Source organism: Methylobacterium sp. FW102-HT35C08 (assembly GCF_058790235.1).
Genome location: NZ_JBYTCL010000002.1, coordinates 5,582,460 through 5,599,369, shown reverse-complemented (window position 1 = coordinate 5,599,369; position 16,910 = coordinate 5,582,460). Strand labels below are relative to the sequence as shown.

At 69.3% G+C, this 16,910-nt stretch carries 22 protein-coding genes; 13 read left to right on the top strand and 9 right to left on the bottom strand.

Annotated features, from left to right (window positions below; all coding sequences use genetic code 11):
* Nucleotides 1-42 precede the first annotated feature (42 nt).
* Nucleotides 43-594 (top strand): single-stranded DNA-binding protein, encoded by a 552-nt coding sequence (gene ssb / locus AC3WSN_RS26830; RefSeq protein WP_492542129.1) that lies wholly within the window; start codon nt 43-45, stop codon nt 592-594.
* A gap of 85 nt (nt 595-679) precedes the next feature.
* Here ssb and AC3WSN_RS26825 read toward each other — a convergent pair whose 3' ends face one another.
* Nucleotides 680-952, bottom strand: a complete 273-nt coding sequence (locus tag AC3WSN_RS26825; protein WP_492542127.1) for a hypothetical protein — start codon at nt 950-952, stop codon at nt 680-682.
* A gap of 99 nt (nt 953-1,051) precedes the next feature.
* On the opposite strand from AC3WSN_RS26825, the gene AC3WSN_RS26820 reads away from it, so the two are divergent.
* The 5 genes from AC3WSN_RS26820 to AC3WSN_RS26800 all read left to right on the top strand — a co-directional run bounded on the left by AC3WSN_RS26820 (nt 1,052) and on the right by AC3WSN_RS26800 (nt 6,410).
* Nucleotides 1,052-3,379 carry an FdhF/YdeP family oxidoreductase gene (locus tag AC3WSN_RS26820; RefSeq protein ID WP_492542125.1) on the top strand — a complete coding sequence of 776 codons (2,328 nt, stop codon included), beginning with the start codon at nt 1,052-1,054 and terminating at the stop codon, nt 3,377-3,379.
* 100 nt (nt 3,380-3,479) lie between these two features.
* The gene (locus AC3WSN_RS26815) at nt 3,480-4,211 is read left to right on the top strand and encodes a Crp/Fnr family transcriptional regulator (protein WP_492542123.1); all 732 of its coding nucleotides are present in this window, start codon (nt 3,480-3,482) and stop codon (nt 4,209-4,211) included.
* Between the two features lie 4 nt (nt 4,212-4,215).
* Nucleotides 4,216-4,638, top strand: a complete 423-nt coding sequence (locus AC3WSN_RS26810; RefSeq protein ID WP_492542121.1) for a DUF6894 family protein — start codon at nt 4,216-4,218, stop codon at nt 4,636-4,638.
* Nucleotides 4,639-4,803: 165 nt separating this feature from the next.
* Nucleotides 4,804-5,901 (top strand): sensor histidine kinase, encoded by a 1,098-nt coding sequence (locus tag AC3WSN_RS26805; RefSeq protein ID WP_192706246.1) that lies wholly within the window; start codon nt 4,804-4,806, stop codon nt 5,899-5,901.
* Between the two features lie 80 nt (nt 5,902-5,981).
* Nucleotides 5,982-6,410 (top strand): SufE family protein, encoded by a 429-nt coding sequence (locus AC3WSN_RS26800; RefSeq protein ID WP_192706245.1) that lies wholly within the window; start codon nt 5,982-5,984, stop codon nt 6,408-6,410.
* Between the two features lie 76 nt (nt 6,411-6,486).
* Here the strand turns inward: AC3WSN_RS26800 and AC3WSN_RS26795 are convergent, their stop codons facing one another.
* Nucleotides 6,487-7,335, bottom strand: a complete 849-nt coding sequence (locus AC3WSN_RS26795) for a DUF6456 domain-containing protein (RefSeq protein WP_492542119.1) — start codon at nt 7,333-7,335, stop codon at nt 6,487-6,489.
* Nucleotides 7,336-7,428: 93 nt separating this feature from the next.
* Entirely contained in the window at nt 7,429-7,650 is a 222-nt protein-coding gene (locus AC3WSN_RS26790; RefSeq protein ID WP_492543264.1) for a hypothetical protein, read from the bottom strand.
* A gap of 357 nt (nt 7,651-8,007) precedes the next feature.
* Between AC3WSN_RS26790 and AC3WSN_RS26785 the strand changes: the two genes are divergently transcribed.
* On the top strand, nt 8,008-10,143 hold the full coding sequence (locus AC3WSN_RS26785; RefSeq protein ID WP_492542117.1) for a S9 family peptidase: 2,136 nt from the start codon (nt 8,008-8,010) through the stop codon (nt 10,141-10,143).
* A gap of 313 nt (nt 10,144-10,456) precedes the next feature.
* On the top strand, nt 10,457-11,197 hold the full coding sequence (locus AC3WSN_RS26780; RefSeq protein ID WP_492542116.1) for a DUF4336 domain-containing protein: 741 nt from the start codon (nt 10,457-10,459) through the stop codon (nt 11,195-11,197).
* A gap of 27 nt (nt 11,198-11,224) precedes the next feature.
* On the opposite strand, the gene AC3WSN_RS26775 is transcribed toward AC3WSN_RS26780, so the two are convergent.
* Nucleotides 11,225-11,470, bottom strand: coding sequence for a hypothetical protein (locus AC3WSN_RS26775; RefSeq protein ID WP_492542114.1), 246 nt, complete (start codon nt 11,468-11,470; stop codon nt 11,225-11,227).
* Nucleotides 11,471-11,661: 191 nt separating this feature from the next.
* Here AC3WSN_RS26775 and AC3WSN_RS26770 point away from each other — a divergent pair, with 191 nt between their 5' ends.
* The gene (locus AC3WSN_RS26770; RefSeq protein WP_492542112.1) at nt 11,662-13,128 is read left to right on the top strand and encodes a catalase family protein; all 1,467 of its coding nucleotides are present in this window, start codon (nt 11,662-11,664) and stop codon (nt 13,126-13,128) included.
* Between the two features lie 21 nt (nt 13,129-13,149).
* On the opposite strand, the gene AC3WSN_RS26765 is transcribed toward AC3WSN_RS26770, so the two are convergent.
* Both AC3WSN_RS26765 and AC3WSN_RS26760 read right to left on the bottom strand, forming a co-directional pair.
* Nucleotides 13,150-13,449 carry a hypothetical protein gene (locus tag AC3WSN_RS26765; protein WP_192706240.1) on the bottom strand — a complete coding sequence of 100 codons (300 nt, stop codon included), beginning with the start codon at nt 13,447-13,449 and terminating at the stop codon, nt 13,150-13,152.
* A 60-nt stretch (nt 13,450-13,509) separates the two neighbouring features.
* Entirely contained in the window at nt 13,510-13,773 is a 264-nt protein-coding gene (locus AC3WSN_RS26760; RefSeq protein ID WP_492542110.1) for a hypothetical protein, read from the bottom strand.
* Between the two features lie 147 nt (nt 13,774-13,920).
* Between AC3WSN_RS26760 and AC3WSN_RS26755 the strand changes: the two genes are divergently transcribed.
* Together AC3WSN_RS26755 and AC3WSN_RS26750 are read left to right on the top strand one after the other, a co-directional pair.
* The gene (locus AC3WSN_RS26755) at nt 13,921-14,184 is read left to right on the top strand and encodes a hypothetical protein (protein WP_492542109.1); all 264 of its coding nucleotides are present in this window, start codon (nt 13,921-13,923) and stop codon (nt 14,182-14,184) included.
* A gap of 145 nt (nt 14,185-14,329) precedes the next feature.
* A complete protein-coding gene (locus tag AC3WSN_RS26750) occupies nt 14,330-14,518 on the top strand; it encodes a hypothetical protein (protein WP_192707312.1) in 189 nt (62 codons plus the stop codon).
* A 17-nt stretch (nt 14,519-14,535) separates the two neighbouring features.
* Here AC3WSN_RS26750 and AC3WSN_RS26745 read toward each other — a convergent pair whose 3' ends face one another.
* Entirely contained in the window at nt 14,536-14,895 is a 360-nt protein-coding gene (locus AC3WSN_RS26745; protein ID WP_492542106.1) for a hypothetical protein, read from the bottom strand.
* Nucleotides 14,896-14,950: 55 nt separating this feature from the next.
* On the opposite strand from AC3WSN_RS26745, the gene AC3WSN_RS26740 reads away from it, so the two are divergent.
* Together AC3WSN_RS26740 and AC3WSN_RS26735 are read left to right on the top strand one after the other, a co-directional pair.
* Nucleotides 14,951-15,118 carry a hypothetical protein gene (locus AC3WSN_RS26740; protein ID WP_192706236.1) on the top strand — a complete coding sequence of 56 codons (168 nt, stop codon included), beginning with the start codon at nt 14,951-14,953 and terminating at the stop codon, nt 15,116-15,118.
* Between the two features lie 251 nt (nt 15,119-15,369).
* A complete protein-coding gene (locus AC3WSN_RS26735) occupies nt 15,370-15,603 on the top strand; it encodes a DUF2171 domain-containing protein (RefSeq protein WP_192706235.1) in 234 nt (77 codons plus the stop codon).
* Between the two features lie 30 nt (nt 15,604-15,633).
* Here AC3WSN_RS26735 and AC3WSN_RS26730 read toward each other — a convergent pair whose 3' ends face one another.
* Together AC3WSN_RS26730 and AC3WSN_RS26725 are read right to left on the bottom strand one after the other, a co-directional pair.
* Nucleotides 15,634-15,969: a hypothetical protein gene (locus AC3WSN_RS26730; protein ID WP_492542104.1), complete on the bottom strand. Its 336-nt coding sequence runs from the start codon at nt 15,967-15,969 to the stop codon at nt 15,634-15,636.
* A 78-nt stretch (nt 15,970-16,047) separates the two neighbouring features.
* A complete protein-coding gene (locus tag AC3WSN_RS26725) occupies nt 16,048-16,806 on the bottom strand; it encodes a CDP-diacylglycerol diphosphatase (RefSeq protein ID WP_492542102.1) in 759 nt (252 codons plus the stop codon).
* Nucleotides 16,807-16,910 lie beyond the last annotated feature (104 nt).

The window sequence follows — 16,910 nt, the reverse complement described above, 5'->3', positions numbered from 1 at the left end:
CGGGCAAATGCCCTGTGAGATCCGTACGGTCAGGAGAGAGCGATGGCGGGCAGCGTCAACAAGGTAATTCTGGTGGGCAATCTCGGGCGGGACCCTGAGATGCGCCGCCTCGGCTCAGGCGATCCGGTGTGTAACCTGCGCCTCGCCACCTCGGAGTCGTGGAAGGACAAGGCGACCGGCGAGCGCAAGGAGAAGACCGAGTGGCACTCGGTCGTGATCTACAACGACAACCTCGCCCGCGTCGCCGAGCAGTACCTGCGCAAGGGCTCGAAGGTCTACATCGAGGGCCAGCTCCAGACCCGGAAGTGGACCGACAATTCCGGCGTCGAGAAGTACACCACCGAGGTGGTGCTCCAGCGTTTCCGCGGCGAGATGACGATCCTCGACGGGCGCGGCGGCGGCGGCGACTTCGCCGGCGAGGACGAGGGCGGCGGCCAGATCAGCCGCGGCGGCGATCGCGGTGGTGACCGGGGCGGCGATTTCGGCGGCGGCCGCACCCAGGGCGGCGAGCGGCGTCCGGCTCCGGCCTCCTCGGGCGGCGGTGGCGGCGGCAGCCGCGGCGGCTACGACCTCGACGACGACATCCCGTTCTAGGCCTGTCGCCAGATCCGGGAATCCAGAACCCGCCGCCTTGCGCGGCGGGTTTCTTGTTGGGGCCCATGCCGGTGCGGCCGGCGCGTCAGATCCGGTAGGGCCGCCGGGACTCGGCGCGATGCGTGAGCAGGCGGATCAGGCCGAAGCCGAGGAGCCCCGTCGCGCCGGCCAGGATGAAGGCCGGCCGAACCCCGGTCCGAACCGCGGCTCGATCGAGCGCCACCTCCAGGCCTCCGGCAATGTTGGCGACCAGCGGCACGACCTGTGTGTCGAGGAACAGCTTCGGCGCCGATGGGCCCGACGGCTTCTTCAGCAAGTAGTCCCGGCCGATCACCAAGCTAACCTCCGTTAAGGTCATCGTATTTCCGCGAACAAAGCTCCGTGGCCGCGGTTTCGATGGAGAACGCCGCGATGCAGCCGGTGTATCCCGCGACTGCAACGGCCCGGAGATCGCCCCTTGGACAAGCCCGAATTCAAGCCGTATGCCCTGCCCGCGGGCGGATGGGGCTCCGCCCTCTCGGTCGGCAACATCCTGAAGCGCGAGGGTGTTCTGGCGAGCGTGCCGGTCGTGCTGAGCCGGCACAACAAGGTCGACGGCTACCAGTGCAACAGCTGCGCCTGGGTGAAGCCAGCCAGCCCGCTGCCCTTCGAGTATTGCGAGAACGGCGTGAAGGCGGTGGCCTGGGAGCTGACCGCGCATCGCTGCACGCCGGACTTCTTCGCCACCCACACGGTCACCGAACTGCTCGACTGGGACGATTACCAGCTCGAGCAGACCGGCCGCCTGACGCATCCGCTGCGCTACGATGCGGTGAGCGACAAGTACGTGCCGGTCTCCTGGGGCCACGCCGTCGACGAGATCGCCCAGGAGCTCCGGGCCGTAGAGGACCGGAAGAAGGGCGCCGTATTCTACAGCTCGGGCCGCCTCTCGAACGAGGCGAGCTACCTCTATCAGCTCTTCGCGCGGCTCTACGGCAACAACAACCTGCCGGACTCGTCCAACATGTGCCACGAGACGACCTCGGTGGCGCTGCCGGTGAGCATCGGCCAGGCGGTCGGCTCCGTGTCGCTCGACGATTTCGGCAAGTCCGACTGCATCATGTTCTTCGGGCAGAACCCCGGCAGCAACGCGCCGCGGATGCTGCATCCGTTGCAGGAGGCGAGCCGGCGCGGCGTCCCGATCATCACCTACAACCCGCTCCGCGAGCGGGGCCTGGAGCGGTTCCTGAACCCGCAATCGCCCACCGAGATGCTCACCGGCAAGGCGACGCGGATCAGCTCGCAATACCATCAGGTCAAGGCGGGGGGTGATCTCGCCGCCATCGCGGGCATCTGCAAGGCAGTCCTCGCCGCCCATGACGCGGCGAAGGCCAAGGGCGGCTCGGTTCTCGACGAAGCCTTCATCCGCGACAACACGAGCGGCTTCGAGACCTTCGCCGACTGGCTGCGCGCCCAGGACTGGGACGAGCTCGAGCGCCGCGCGGGCCTGCATCGCGCCGACATGGAATCCACCGCCCACGTCTACTGCCATTCGCAGGCGGTGATCGGCGTCTACGGCATGGGGCTGACCCAGCACCGGGCCGGTGTCGAGACCGTGCAGATGCTGGTCAACCTCCTGCTCATGCGCGGCAATATCGGCCGCCAAGGCGCCGGGATCTGCCCGATCCGGGGCCACTCCAACGTGCAGGGGCAGCGCACGATGGGGATCACCGAGAAACCCGAGCTGTTCGATCTGGACAGGCTGGGGCAGCAGTTCAACTTCGAGCCGCCGCGCGAGGCGGGCTACAACACCGTCGAGGCCTGCGAGGCGATCCTGCGGGACGAGGTCCAGGCCTTCATCATGCTGGGCGGCAACTTCGCCCGCGCCATCCCCGACCACGGCCAGATGGAGCCGGCCTGGCGCCGCCAGCGGCTGACGGTCAACGTGATCACCAAGCTCAACCGCACCGCGCTGCTGCCGGGTGCCATCAGCTACATCCTGCCGGTGATCAGCCGCCTGGAGATCATCGAGACCGCCAAGGGCCAGCAGGTGCTCTCCATGGAGGACACCTCGGCCTGCGTGCACGGCAACCGCGGCGTGCGGCGCCCGGCCTCGCCGCACCTGATCGGCGAGATCCGGCTGATCTGCGAATTGGCGCAGCGGGTGCTCGACCCCAACCCGCGCGTGCGCTGGGACCTCTACACCGACGATTATGCCGAGATCCGGAAGGAGATCGCCGAGACCCTGCCGGCTTCGTTCTGGGATTACGAGCGGCGCATGTGGGAGCCGGGCGGCTTCCAGCGTGACCTGCCGGCGAATCGGCGGGACTGGCACACGGAATCGGGCCGGGCCAACTTCATCACGCCGACCGGTCTCGACGAGGATGCCGACATGCCTGATGTCGGGCACGACGTCCTGCGCCTGATGACGCTCCGCAGCAACGACCAGTTCAACACCACAGTCTACGGCTATTACGACCGGTTCCGGGGCATCAAGAACACGCGGAAGGTCGTGCTGATGAACCGGTCGGATATCGATCGGCTCGGCCTCAAGATCGGGCAGCCCGTGACGCTGCGGACAGTGGCCGATGACGGCATCGATCGGAAGCTCTCGGGGCTGCTCGTCGTCGCGTACAACATCCCGATCGGCTGCATCGGCGGCTATTATCCGGAATGCAATGTCCTGATGCCGATCTGGCACTACGCCATCGGCAGCAAGACCCCGGCTGCCAAGACGATTCCCGTGACGGTGCACGCCGACAGCGACAAGGTCCTGGCACCGGAGCTGGAATACGCCACCGGCTGAACCACCGGACCTCACCGGCTGCGGATTGTGCGAGACCCATTGGAACGGATACTTGTTTTCGGACATGTTAGACCCGTCATCGGTCCAGATATCCGCTGCCTTGTCGCACCGCCTCATCCGCAAGCTGGCCTACGGCGCCGTTCTCTCGGAGGAGGACCGCGCCGGCCTGATGCACATGATCCGGCACACCCGCGCCGTCGAGGCGCGGCACAGCCTCGTCCGCGAGGGGGAATCGATCCCGCGGGTCCTCGTCATGCTGGACGGATGGGCCTGCCGCTCGAAGCTGCTGGCCAGCGGCCACCGCCTGATCACCGACCTGATCCTGCCCGGCGACATCAGCCACGTGCAGTCGAACCTGCTCGGCTATGCGGATCACTCAGTGACCACCTTGACCGCGGGCGTGGTCGCCGAGATCAACCCTGCCGAGATCCCCGGGGCGCTGGAGCGCTGGCCGGGCCTCGCGCGGGCCGTACGCTGGTCGACGCTCCAGACCGACAGCCTCCTGCGTCAGGCCCTGATCAACAACGGGCGGCGTCTCGCGGCCCCGCGCATCGCCCACCTGATCTGCGAGGTGCGCGCCCGGTTGCAGGCCGTGGACGAACCCGTCAAGCGCGGCTTCGACTGGCCGCTGACGCAGGACGACCTCGCCGACGTGACCGGAATGACGCCCGTCCACGCCAACCGGTCGCTGCGGGTTCTGCGCGACAACGGCCTGATCCTGCTGGACCGGCGCCGGATGCATGTTCCGGATCCGGATCGTCTGGCCGCCTATTGCGAGTTCCGGCCCGACTACCTGCACCACGCCCATGCTCCCTCAAATCCGGTGCGCTGAGGTCATGCCGCTGTACTTCTTCCATCTGCGCACCCCCCACGGCCTGGAGCGCGACGCGTTCGGTCTCGACCGGCCGAGTGTGGAATCAGCCTATCTGGAAGCCTGCCGGACGATTCCGGACCTGTGCGTCGACCTCCTGAACGAGGGCACGGCGCCGCTGGCCTGCGCGTTCCTGATCTGCGATGCGGACGACACCGAGCTGATCGAGGTGCCGTTCAACGAGCAGTTGCACGATGGGCGCGGGCCCGGACGGCCTAATCCGGTCCCGGAGCAGTTCGCCTGCCTGGCGGAGGTCCGGAAGGGGCGGCGGCTGGTCGCCGAGATGCGAGCCCAGATCGCCGAGATGCGCGCGAGCGCGGCCGAGATGCGGGCTGCGGCGCGGCGGGTCTGCCCGAGCATCGGAGCGGCGGGTCCGGCCGAGGTCTAGACGCTTGACCTACACCCGGCCGGAGCGATGCGGCCCGATCCCTGTGAATGACCGCCTCAAACACGGCTTCACGCCGGAACGGCGATCCGGCCGGCACGTTGACCGGCGCGATCCGCTTGCGGTCACCTTGTCTCACACATCCTGTCAGAGCGAATCGGGTCACGAATGGTCGGTCAGCCACCAGGGTTCGGAAAGGCTGAGCCGCCGGACGACGGTCCGGCGGGAAGTACCGGAACGGGTCCGGCGCAGGGAACCGCGGAGGCGGCGGCCCTGAGCGCGAGCTTCAAGCGGTTCGCCGACGTCGTGCCCCTGATGATGTGGCGCTCCGACGAGAACGGCCACGCGATCCACCACAACGAGTGCTGGCTGGAGTTCACCGGGCGGCCTCTCGAAGAGGAACTCGGCCTCGGCTGGCGCAGCGGACTGCATCCTGAGGATTTCGAGCGGCACGCCAAGGTCGTCGCTGACGCCTTCGACGCGCGGCAGCCCTTCACCGTCGAGTTCCGGCTCCGCCGGCACGACGGCGAGTACCGCTGGCTGCTTGACACCGCCCGCCCCCTCGTGGAGGACGGCCGGTTCCAGGGCTATCTGGGCTCCTGCTTCGACATCACCGATCGCAAACACGCGGAGGAGCATATCGAGCATGCGCTGGCCGAGAAGGAGGCGCTGCTCGCGGAGGTCTACCATCGCGTCCGCAACAATCTGCAGGTGATGGTCAGCCTGATCGGCCTCTACGGCCGGGCGGCGCCGGATCCCTGCCGCGGCAGCTTCGAGGCCCTGGGTCAGCGGGTCCGGGCGATCGCGCTGGTGCAGCAGCACCTGCACGAGGCACCGCATATCGCGTCGATCGACCTCAAGGATTATCTGCACCGCCTTGCCTCGGGGCTCGGGCAGCTCCGGCGGGCCGGGCGGATCAGCGTCCAGGTCGGCGGTTCGGGGAACGGTCTGGTCGAGCCGCGGATCGCCAATGCCCTCGGCATGATCGTCGCGGAGATTGTGGCCGAGTGCCTTGACGCCACCGCCGAGCACGTTGCCTGCTCGATCACCATCGACATGGAGGCCGCGGGCGACGAGCCCCTGCGCCTGGCGATTGTCTCCGGGGTGAGCGAGATGGCCGCCTCCGGCCGGCCGAACGTGCCGAAGCTTGGGCCACGCCTGATCGCCGCCTATGCGGCGCAGGCCGAGATCGTTGTCCAGGGTGATGCCAGCCCGGCCGATCCCCTGCGCCTGACCTTGCCGACGCCGCGTCCCGGCGCGCAATGACCACCCGCGGCGCAGCGCCCTGTCGCCACACCGGCGCGGGCGGCCTATAGCGGCGCAGATCACTCCGGATCCGGCCGAGCATGCTTCCCCCGATCGACACCATCATCGAGAACTTCGAGATCGTCGAAGACGACGATATGCGGCTCGAGTACCTGATCGAGCTCGGCCGTGCCCTGCCGCCCATGCCCGAGGCGGAGCGGACCGAGACCAACCGTGTCCAGGGCTGCGAGAGCCAGGTCTGGATTAACACGAAGGCGGAGCCGTCGGGCGGAACGCCGCGCCTCGTCCTGCACGGCTTCAGCGACTCGTTCATCGTCCGCGGTTTCGTCGCGCTGATGGTGGCGCTCTACACCGGCAAGACTCCGCGGGAAGCCGCCGAGACGGACGGCCTGGACCTGTTCCGGCAGTTGCGCTTCGGCGCTCACGTGACCTCGAAGCGCTCGAACGGCGTGCGGGCGATGGCAGAGCGCATCCACCGCGACGCGGTCCGGCTCGCCGCGGAGACCTGAGAAGCCGCGCCGTCCTTGCGAGCGGGCGGCTCGGGGCGGCGCCCTATTGCAGATTGTAGCCGCCGACAGGGCCCTTTCACCCGCGCCACAGCCGCAATCGCCCGCGCTCAGGCCCGGTGGCCTCCCGCTCCAAGCCATAATGCTCGGCAAGCCGCCCGAGGGCGATGCGGGCCACGACCTTGGCCGACCGGGCCGGCCAGCGCCGCTCCGCCTCGATTCGCTCCAAGCCCTTCAGGAAACCGCACAGGTCGATCAGCAGGCCCGACAGGTCGCTTCCGACCGCGTCGAGAGCGCCGCGCACGCGCTGCCGGGCCGCGATCACGTGATCCGCCGCGGAGGCCGGGTCGCGTGGGCCGGCGCCATCGACGCGCGGGGCGCCGAACGCGCTTCCCATGCGCGGCAGCAGCGCCGCCGTGGTCATGTCCCGGCGCAACCGCTCTCCCGCCTCGAAGGAGGCTGCGTCGATCAGCGGCGTCCCGTCCCGGTCCCGTCGGCGCACCATCCAGGACAGGGGATTCTCCGAAGCGCTGCGCAAGATCGGCTCCGAACCGCCTTCCACCACGGTGAGGTCATGGTGCTGCGCCGGGAAAGCCATGTCGCCCGGCATGGCCTGCCGCCGCAGCCGCGCCCGGCCGGCAGCCGTGATCGTCAGCTGCGTGCCGGCGGCATTCCACGTCGCCAGATCGGCGGCCGCGAGGACTTGGCCCGATGCCGTCGCGAAGCGTCCGCTGCCGATCGAGACCCCGTCGCCTCCTCGCCGAGCCACCAGGGCATCCTCGACGAGAGGATCGGGTCGCGCGTAAGCGCCAGCCTCACCAAGCCGCGCCAGCAGGCGGGCCGCCTCGGCCGGAAGGTCGCTTGTAGCGGTACGTACCCGCTCCGCAACTACGGTCTTGGCAGACTTGTCCTCGTCCTTTTTGTTCATGTTTTGTTCCAACGGTGCTAAGCCGGGTGCGCGAGACCCTGATCTTCTCAGGAAATTTTGGCGCGTCAAGGTATATTTACCTACAACTCACAGCTATTCCGAGGCAGTCTGTGGCCGCTGCGTCGGCGGGCGGTGGAGCACATCGGCAATCTCATCTTCCGACTTGCCGCGAACCGCGTAGCCCATCGCCTCAAAGCGCTCGATCAGCGCCGCGCTGGTCGCCGCGGACCGCGCCGCCCATCTCGCGAGCAGGTCGTTCACCTGCTCCAGATCCGCCTCGGGGTGATCGTCCTGCGGATCAGGGGTCGCGACCATGTCGGCACCTCGGCGTCGAACGGCGGCCGTGATCGTCGCCACGGCCCGCGGTTCAACGCCCGAGGTTGTCACGGGCTCCCGATAAGCGTCCGGCGTTTGTGAGTCCGCGGCGGCGCCGGCGGGCTCGGGATCCGGAGGCAGCGAACGTGCGCAGGCTGGCAGCGTCAGCGGGCCGGATTCCGGGTTCCGCGGCGCGGCCTTGAAATGACCGGGCGATCCGCACGGAACTCCGCGTCTCCCATCTTCCTCCGCGACACACGCGTCGGGCCCCGGTCCTGCGCCCCTGGCGCCTTGCATCGCGGCGCCCGGCGGGACACATCCCCTCACCCGGATGTGTGGGGATCTGACGGAGAGACGATGACGGAGATCGGCCACGGCTTGCACGCTCAATCCATCGGCGCGCCGGTCGCCGAAGCCCGGCCGCGGCGCTTCAGCGTCCACGGGCAGGAGGTCACCGACCCTTACGCGTGGCTGAAGGCCGAGAACTGGCAGACGGTCCTCAAGGACCCGGCCGCCCTCCCCGAGGATATCGCCGCCTACCTCAAGGCCGAGAACGCCTTCTCCGAAGCGGCGCTCGCCGGGACCGCGGCCTTGCGCCAGACTCTGGTCGCCGAGATGCGCGGGCGCATCCAGGAGGACGAGAGCGGCGTGCCGGAGCCCGACGGGCCATTCGCCTACTACACCCGCCACCGGGAGGGCGGGCAGCATCCGCTGGTCTGTCGCCGCCCGGTGACCGCGCCGGACGTGCCCGAATCCGGGCCGGATCCGGACGAGACCATCCTCATCGACGGCGATCGCGAGGGCGAAGGCCTGCCGTTCTTCGAGATCGCCGCCGCGGTCCATTCTGACGATCACACCCGGCTGGCCTGGAGCGTCGACACCAAGGGCTCCGAACTCTACACGATCCGGGTGCGCGACCTCGCCACCGGCCTCGACACCGACGACCGCGTCGACGCGACCTCCGGCGAGGCAGTCTGGGCCGGGGACGGGAAGAGCTTCTGGTACGTGGCGGTGGACGCCAACCACCGGCCCGCCAAGGTCATGCGCCACCGCCTCGGCACCCCGCAGAGCGCGGACGAGACCCTCTACACGGAAGCCGATGCCGGCTACTTCGTGCATATCGGCAAGACCCAGTCCGGCGCGTTCCTCGACGTGACGGCGAGCGACCACGAGACCTCCGAGGTCCGGCTGCTCGACCGCCACGCGGAGGGCGCACCCTTACGCCTCATCGAGCCGCGCACGCCGCTGCTGATCTACGGGGTGGAGCATCGCGGCGACCGGCTGTTCATCCGGACCAACGCCGACGGCGCCGAGGACTTCAAGATCGTCACCGCCCCCCTCGACGATCCGGGCCGCGCCACCTGGACCGACCTCGTGCCGCACCGGGCCGGTGTGATGATCCGGCACCTGCACGTGCTCGCCGGCCACCTGATCCGGCTGGAGATCGAGAACGCCAGGCCGCGGATCGTCGTGCGCGCCCTCACCGACGACACCGAGCACACGGTTGCGTTCGACGAGGAGGCCTATTCCCTTGGCCTGCGCGCCGGGCTCGCCTTCGACACGGCGACGATCCGCTTCGTCTACTCGTCGATGACGACGCCGTCGGAGACCTGGGATTACGATTGCGCGGGCCGGACACGGACCTTGCGCAAGCGGCAGACGGTGCCGAGCGGGCACGATCCGGTCGCCTACGTGACCCGGCGGCTCTTCGCCACCGCGCCCGACGGCGAGCAGGTCCCGATCTCGCTGCTGCACCGCCGGGATCTCGCCCTCGACGGCAGCGCGCCGCTGCTGCTCTACGGCTACGGCTCCTACGGCACGTTGATGCCGGCGGCGTTCCGGACGAACCTGCTCAGCCTCGTCGATCGGGGCTTCGTCTACGCCATCGCGCATATCCGCGGTGGCACCGAGAAGGGCTGGCGCTGGTATCTCGACGGCAAGCGCGAGAAGAAGCCCAACACCTTCACGGACTTCATCGCCTGCGCGCGGGCGCTGATCGAGGCCCGCTACACGTCTGAGAAGCGCATCGTCGCCCATGGCGGGTCGGCGGGCGGGATGCTGATGGGTGCGGTGGCCAACCTCGCACCGGAGCTGTTCGCCGGGATCGTCGCCGACGTGCCCTTCGTCGACGTGCTCAACACCATGCTGGACGCGGAGCTGCCGCTGACCCCGCCGGAATGGCCCGAATGGGGCAACCCGGGGGAGAGCGAGGCCGCCTTCCGGACGATCCTGTCGTACTCGCCCTACGACAACGTCGTCGCCAAGGAATACCCGGCGATTCTGGCGCTCGGCGGGCTCACCGACCCGCGGGTGACCTACTGGGAGCCGGCGAAGTGGGTCGCGCGGCTGCGGGCCACCATGACCGGCGGCGGGCCGGTGCTGCTGCGGATCAACATGGAGGCCGGCCATGGCGGCGCAGCCGGCCGGTTCGACCGGCTCGAGGAGGTCGCGCTGATCTACGCCTTCGCGCTCATGGCGGTGGGGAAGGCGTAGAGCTCGAACGGACACCTGCGCTATTCCAAGGTCCTTGCGCCCGCGGGCGAGACACCCTCTCCCTCGGACGTACCTGGCGGATTCAGACCGAGCCGCCCGGCGGGAACGACGCGGAGGATGAGCCCGGTGTCCCCGCCTGCTCCGTTCGGCACGGTGGGGGACCGTCGCGCACGAAGGCTTCAACCCGACCGGACAGAACGCATCGCGCGACACGGTCGCCGGATGCGCCCGGGAAACCCCTTGGCTCTCCGGTGTTCCCGTAGTGCCGACCCTGGCGCACGGGGCCGCCTGTCTTCGTTCGGAGAGTCCGTTCTTGCCCGAGGCGACCTATCCACCGCTCGACGTGCTCAAGCCCGTGGCCGACGGCCTCTGGATCGTGGACAGCGGCCCCCTGCGCGCCCTCGGGATCCCGCTCCCGGTCCGGATGACCGTGATCCGGCTTCGCGACGGCTCGATCTGGCTGCACTCGCCGACGCGCTACGATCCGCAATTGCACCAGGACATTGCCGCGCTGGGGCCCATCCGCCACATGGTCGCGCCGAACATCGCCCACTGGACCTTCCTGAAGGAGTGGCAGACGCATTGTCCGGAAGCACTGACCTGGGCCGCCCCGAACCTGCGCCAGCGCGGGCAGGTCCGCCGCTCGGGCCTGCGCATCGACCAGGTGCTCGATGACGCGGCGCCGCCGGAATGGGCCACGGACTTGCGCCAGGTGGTGGTACCGGGCGGCCTTTCGTTCCGGGAGGTCGGGTTCTTCCACGGGGCGAGCCGCACCCTGATCCTGACCGACCTCGTCCTCAACTTGGAACCGGCCAAGATGCCGGCGCTCCTGCGCCCGCTCCTGCGGCTCGCCCGCATGACCACGCCGGACGGGCAGCCGCCGCCCTATCTGCGCCTCGTGATCAGGCTGCGGCGGCGCGCGGCCGTGCAGGCGGTCTCGGAGCTCCTCGCGCTGAAGCCCGAGCGGGTCGTGTTCGCCCACGGCCTGTGGTTCATGCGGGACGGCGCCGCGCACCTGCGGCGATCCCTGCGCTGGCTCGGCGCGTTCGAATGATCGCGCCAGCCCGGTCCCGCACCGGGCTCAGGGCCCGGCGGCGAGCTGCCGGATGATCCAGAGCCGCGCGGCACCGAGATCCTCGAACAGGGAGGGCGCCACCGGATTGACCGGGCCGAACCCGGCTTCGAGGAACCATTTCCCCGCATCCGCGCCGTGCTGCTCGGACAATCGGACCAGGACCGCGACGAGGAAGCCGTCCGCGAAGACGAGCTGGCTCTCGGCATCGTCGCTGTTCGTCGCGACCTGCACGGGCTGCAGGCTCAGGATCATGCGGCGATCGGCTTTCCAACAGGGATTCCGGACTGAGGACCCACCATGCTCGCGATCAGCGACACCCCTCATCCGCACCTCTTGGCCAATCAGCCCGTTTCGCCGAAGTTCCGAGCCAGTCATGCCCTGGAACACCGCCAGGACCGTCCGGTTGGCCAATCATGGATCGGCGGCGCAGAACGGGATCTTCCATGGATGATCGGACGATGGCCCGCGGGCTGGCCTGGTTCGGAATCGGCCTTGGCTTGGCCGAGACCTTCGCGCCCCGTCGCGTCGCCGAAGCGACGGGGCTGGAGGGACACGAGGGGCTCATCCAGATCTACGGGCTGCGCGAGATCGCCTCGGGTGTCGCGATCCTGGCCGCGGACGAGCCGGAGCGGCACCTCGGCCTGCGCGTGGCCGGGGACGTCCTGGACAGCGGCTTGCTGGCGGCGCGGGCCACGCCCTCCAACCCGAGACGGGGCCGCACCCTCGCGGCCGCCCTGGTAGTGGCGCCGATCGTCCTGCTGGACACCGCCTTCTGGCTGAAGGCCAAGACCCGGACCCGGCGGATCCCCAGCAGCCCGGCCGAGCTCCGCTACGTGCGCTACAGCGCCGATGTGGAGACGATCGCGGCGGACGAGGACGCGACGATCGATCGGATCGTGGAGTCACAGAAGCGGCTGCACGCCCGGAATCTCAAGACGTTCGGCCGCCCGGTACGCGCCTCGCACGGCAAGCTGCACGGCGCCGCACTGGGCGAGCTGGAGGTGCTCCCGAATCTGCCGCCCTGGCTCCGGCAGGGCCTGTTCGCGGAGCCAGGACGCTACCCCGTGGTGGCGCGACTCGCCAACGTTCCGGGCGAGATCGCGTCCGACGCGGTCGCCACCCAGCGCGGCTTCTCCTTCAAGGTCATCGGCGTTCCAGGCGCGATGCTGCCCGGGCATGCCGGCGAGCTGACCCAGGATTTCGTGCTCGACAGCGGTCCCCGCTTCGCGGCCGGGACAGCCCGGCAATTCCTGGCGAACCATCTCGCGCTGGAGCACGGCCCGCAGATCCCGGACGGCGTGAAGGCGGCCGTCTCGTCTGTGGCGCGGGCCGGAAACGCGGCCCTCGACGCCGTCGGCGCCGGCAGCGCGATGCTCGACTTCTTCGGCCATCCCCGGGTGCATCCGCTGGCGGAGGCCTATTTCTCGCAGGCGCCCCTGCGCTTCGGCGCCTACATCGCCAAGCTCGCGGTCGTTCCGGTGGGGGCCGCCCAGCGCGCCCTCGCGGACGCGACCGTCGACCCGGCCCAGGATCCGGACGCCCTTCGGACGGCCACGGTTGACTACCTGCGCGAGCACGACGCGGAATTTGACGTGCGCGTGCAGCTCTGCGCCGATCTGGATCGGATGCCCGTCGAGGATGCCAGCGTCGCCTGGTGCGAGGACGAGAGTCCCTACCAGACGGTAGGCCGGCTCCGCTTCCCGAAGCAGGACGCGTTCAGCGCGGCACGCCGTGCCTATGTCGACGAGGCCCTGTCGTTCTGCGTCTCGCACAGCCTCGCGGCGCACCGGCCGCTCGGCTCGATCAACCGGGCCCGGATGCGCGCCTATCCCGAGATGGCGCGCATCCGGAGGGAGGCCGGCGCGCATTCCGTGCGGGAGATCCGGTCCATCGCCGAGGTCCCCGCCTGACGCGGGGACGCAGCCGTCGGATCAGGCGCCGGGCGGATCCATTCCGACCGAGCCCTCCGCTCGGTTCAGGGCACTGACCCGCGGGCCGCGAAGCCCCGGGTTCTGCTGCTCAAGGGCGTCCAGCACGGCATTGGCGGCGCCGATGATCGCGCCGGGCGAGCCGCCCGGGATCTCCGGCCGGATCGCCTCGACGAGGCGCGTCAGGAATGTCTGCTCGACCTGCGGGTGTTCGGCCCCTTGAGCCTGGCGCCAATAGGCGGCGTGAACGTTCTCGGCGATCGTGCGGGCCGTCCGATCGACGCCTGGGGTGTCCTGCTCCATCGCTTACCTGCCTCGATCCCTATGCTGAGAAAGAGAAGGGTGGTCCTGAACGCGGCGCGTTCAAGGGCCGCCGGTCTCCGGGGCCGGATCGACGCCGTCGAGGGATTTGGCGAGTTCGGTCAGCACCTCCTCCACCATGGGCGGCCAGGGCGCGTTCGCCTCATCCATCAGGCGCGCGGCGCTGACCAGGGCGGCGATCTGCTCCTCGTAGACCGGTCGCCCGACGAGTTGCGCGTAGCGGACCCGGGCCGCGAGCGCCGTCGCAAGGCGCTGAACCTCCGCGATCTTCGCGTTCGGCGCGCCGGTGCTGTCGCCGTTGGTCATCCACCCACCCCCATTGGCCGCCCGCAGCCCCTTTTAGGCCATGACCGATATGCCGTCAGGAGGCGGCGCGGTCGAGCAGCGGGAACTTCCGTCGCTCGGATGCGTCGATTTCATGAAGGCAGACGCATGCCGTGTTGGGAGGTTCACATGCGCAGATCGACGATCCTCACGCTGGCCACGGCCTTTGTCCTGAGCGCCGCCCCGGCCTTCGCCCAGTCTGTCAGCCAGACGGGCACCGGCGGCGGCCCCACCTCGGCGGCCAAGGCGCCGCACACCGCAGCGACCGGCCAGACCGTGCCGAATCCGGGCGCCCTCAATCCCAACGAGACCGGAAGCATCGAGCGCCGGGACGCCACCGAGCAACGCAACGACGCCATCACCCGCGGCATCTGCATCGGCTGCTCCCGCTAAGGTCGATCCGTCGGGCCGGCGACCGGACGCGGCACCGGCCCGATGGCTGTTCATGACCGCGTCGCGAAGCATCGCTCAGGTCTTGAAGGCGCACGCGCCTTCGACCAAATCAGTGGCCCCACTCACCATGAACAGGAGTTACGGCGTGGCGAACGAGGCTGTCGAGCAGGCGACAGACAAGACCTATTACGGCCTAACACTGTCACAGCACGCGGATCGCATCAGGAAATTGGCGACGGAACGTGGCCTGACCGGTGAGGTCTTCGACCGTGTGACCGCGAAGGCTGTCGAGATGATCCCGACCATCCGGTTGAACGACGGCGGCCAGCGCTGACGCTGGACTGGGCCGGCTCACCGCTCGGCCCGTAAACTCTTGACGATGCGGCTGGCGATCTTGCGCACGGCCGCATCATCCCGCGCCTCGCCCTCGACCTTGTCCCAAAGGTGGTCGAGGCTGCCCTCGAGTTCGTCCAGCAATTCCGGATGGCGCTGAGCCAGGAAGCGGATCGTCCCGAACAGCAGATGCTCGGTGGCCATCTCGCGGCGTCGCGCTTCGACGACGGGGTCCAGGTGCGGCGTATGGGTCGGGTCGGTCATAATCGCCCAACGATCCGCCGACGCTGCGGTTCGGCGCGTCCGGCGCGGTGTGACGCCGCGGAGATCGGCCCCTCCAAGACATGGCCTGGGCGAAGACGCGAACAGGAACAGCATCCTCCCGCTCTGGTTGAATCCTGTCGAGGAACGACATCTCAGAAGGGAGAGGACGATGGGCGATACCGACCCTGCCAAACCGGGCGACGAGGCTCCTCCCGGCACGTCCGGAACCGGCGAGAATCTGTGCCGCGCCTGCGGTGGCACCGGCAAGGTCGCCGACAAGACCTGTACCGAGTGCCAGGGCACGGGCAAGGTGACCACCGGCATCGGTGGCGCCTGACCCGACACGCGGCCGTCTGATCGCCTCCAGGCATTTCGTGGTCCTTCCATCGGCCTGGAGCGCCGCAAGCGCGGACGCGGTGACGACGGTCGTTGTTCCCTCCCACGCCAGCCCGTCTAGATCGCGGCCTCCGCGGGGCGCCCCGGGCCGGCAGGACAGTCGGCGTCGCCGCGAAGATCGTCGCGGTGCCTGCTCCGCTCGGAACGGGTCCGGACCGGCTCGATTGTCTTGGAGAAACCGGGAGGATCCAGATGGCCGATGCTGCGCAGATCCAAGAACATGCCGAGGTGGTCGGCTCTGATGGGGTTCATGTCGGGACGGTCGACCATGTCGACAAAGGCGAGATCAAGCTGACGAAGCGCGATGCCGCTGCGGGCGGCCTGCACCACTATATCCCCCTCGACTTCGTGCAGTCGGTCACGGACGGCAAGGTTCACCTGGACCGGCCGGCCGACGAGGTGAAGCGCGAGTGGTCGACGTCGTGATCGGCAGGCCAGACCGGAACGCCGCGGCGGTCAGCGCCGCAGCGCACCGAACCAGGCTGTCAGCGGCTCCACGAAGGCCGCCCAGGTGCGCGCCCAGACCGTTCCGCTGCGGCCGTCCTCGGCGCCGCGACCCGACATAAGGGCCGCGACCAGCGCGTCCTCGCGGGGCTTACACTCGTCGAGGGCGTTGCGCTCGTCGCCGGCACGGCCCTGCCCTAACGGCTGGTGGGCGTAAGCCTCGCGCAGGCAGCGGTGCCAAGCCTGCTCCAGCACCCGCGGATCGGACGGGTTGGCCGCCGGCGTCGCGACCGCCGGAGAGGCGACTAGAAGGAGCATCGCGGACAGGCTGAGCACCGGCATGCGCATGCCCCTCCTATGCCCCATCGCGGCATCGTCCGGATAGAACGTATCGGCAACAGTACACCCCTCTCGGCGCGCCGGGGCTCAATCGGCCCGGTGCGATCGGGCCGCCCGGCAGCTGTGATCCATGAGATCCTCGGCACTGGCCTCCGGCATCCTGTAGGCCAGGACGATCATACCGGCTTGCGGGTTCTCGGGGTCGGCCGCGACGGCCGCGAAGCTGACGTCATGCAGCTTTCCCTGCCAGCCCGGCACGCGGGCGAGCGCCGCGAACGGATTGAAGCCCACCACCCGATCGGCCGGAACTTGGAGGGCGAGGTAGCGCGTCTCTCCGAACGGGATGGGAAACGGCGCCCAGGTCTCGCCGACCGCAAGTCCATGCGCCTTCAGGGCAACCATCACGCTCCGGCGCATGCAGTCGAGGTGGATATGCAGCTGGTCCTGGCTGCGGCCGCCCACCGAGTTCACCTCAAGGCCGACGGACGCGATGGGCAACCGGCCCTGCAGCGCGCCCGACACGGCGTGCCGGGCTGCGAGCGCCGCCCGCCAATAGGCCGCACCGCGGGGCCCCTGAAGCACGGGCGCCTCGATGCCCGACACGTTGTCGGTCGGCATCACGACCGTATGGGTCGGCTGGCCCGGCGCGCGCAGCACCGCCGTCCCCGGGCGCTCGCCATCCCCGAGATCGACGGACAGGCACGGGAAGCTCCGGCCGGCCGCCTTCTTGGCCAGCACACACCCCTGAAGCGCGACCCACAGCACGTCCCGCACCGGATTGGCCGCGCGGGCAGCCGGTCCCGACGTGACGGCGAGCAGGGTGGCGGCGATCAGCAGCCGGCGCATGATCAGGTCTTCCGGTCCTCGGCAGCCAGTATGCTACAAGCCATGGTCGACGATCACTGTAGGCTCGCGCTGTCAGTGCAATGTTACGGAGCTTCGATGCCGAG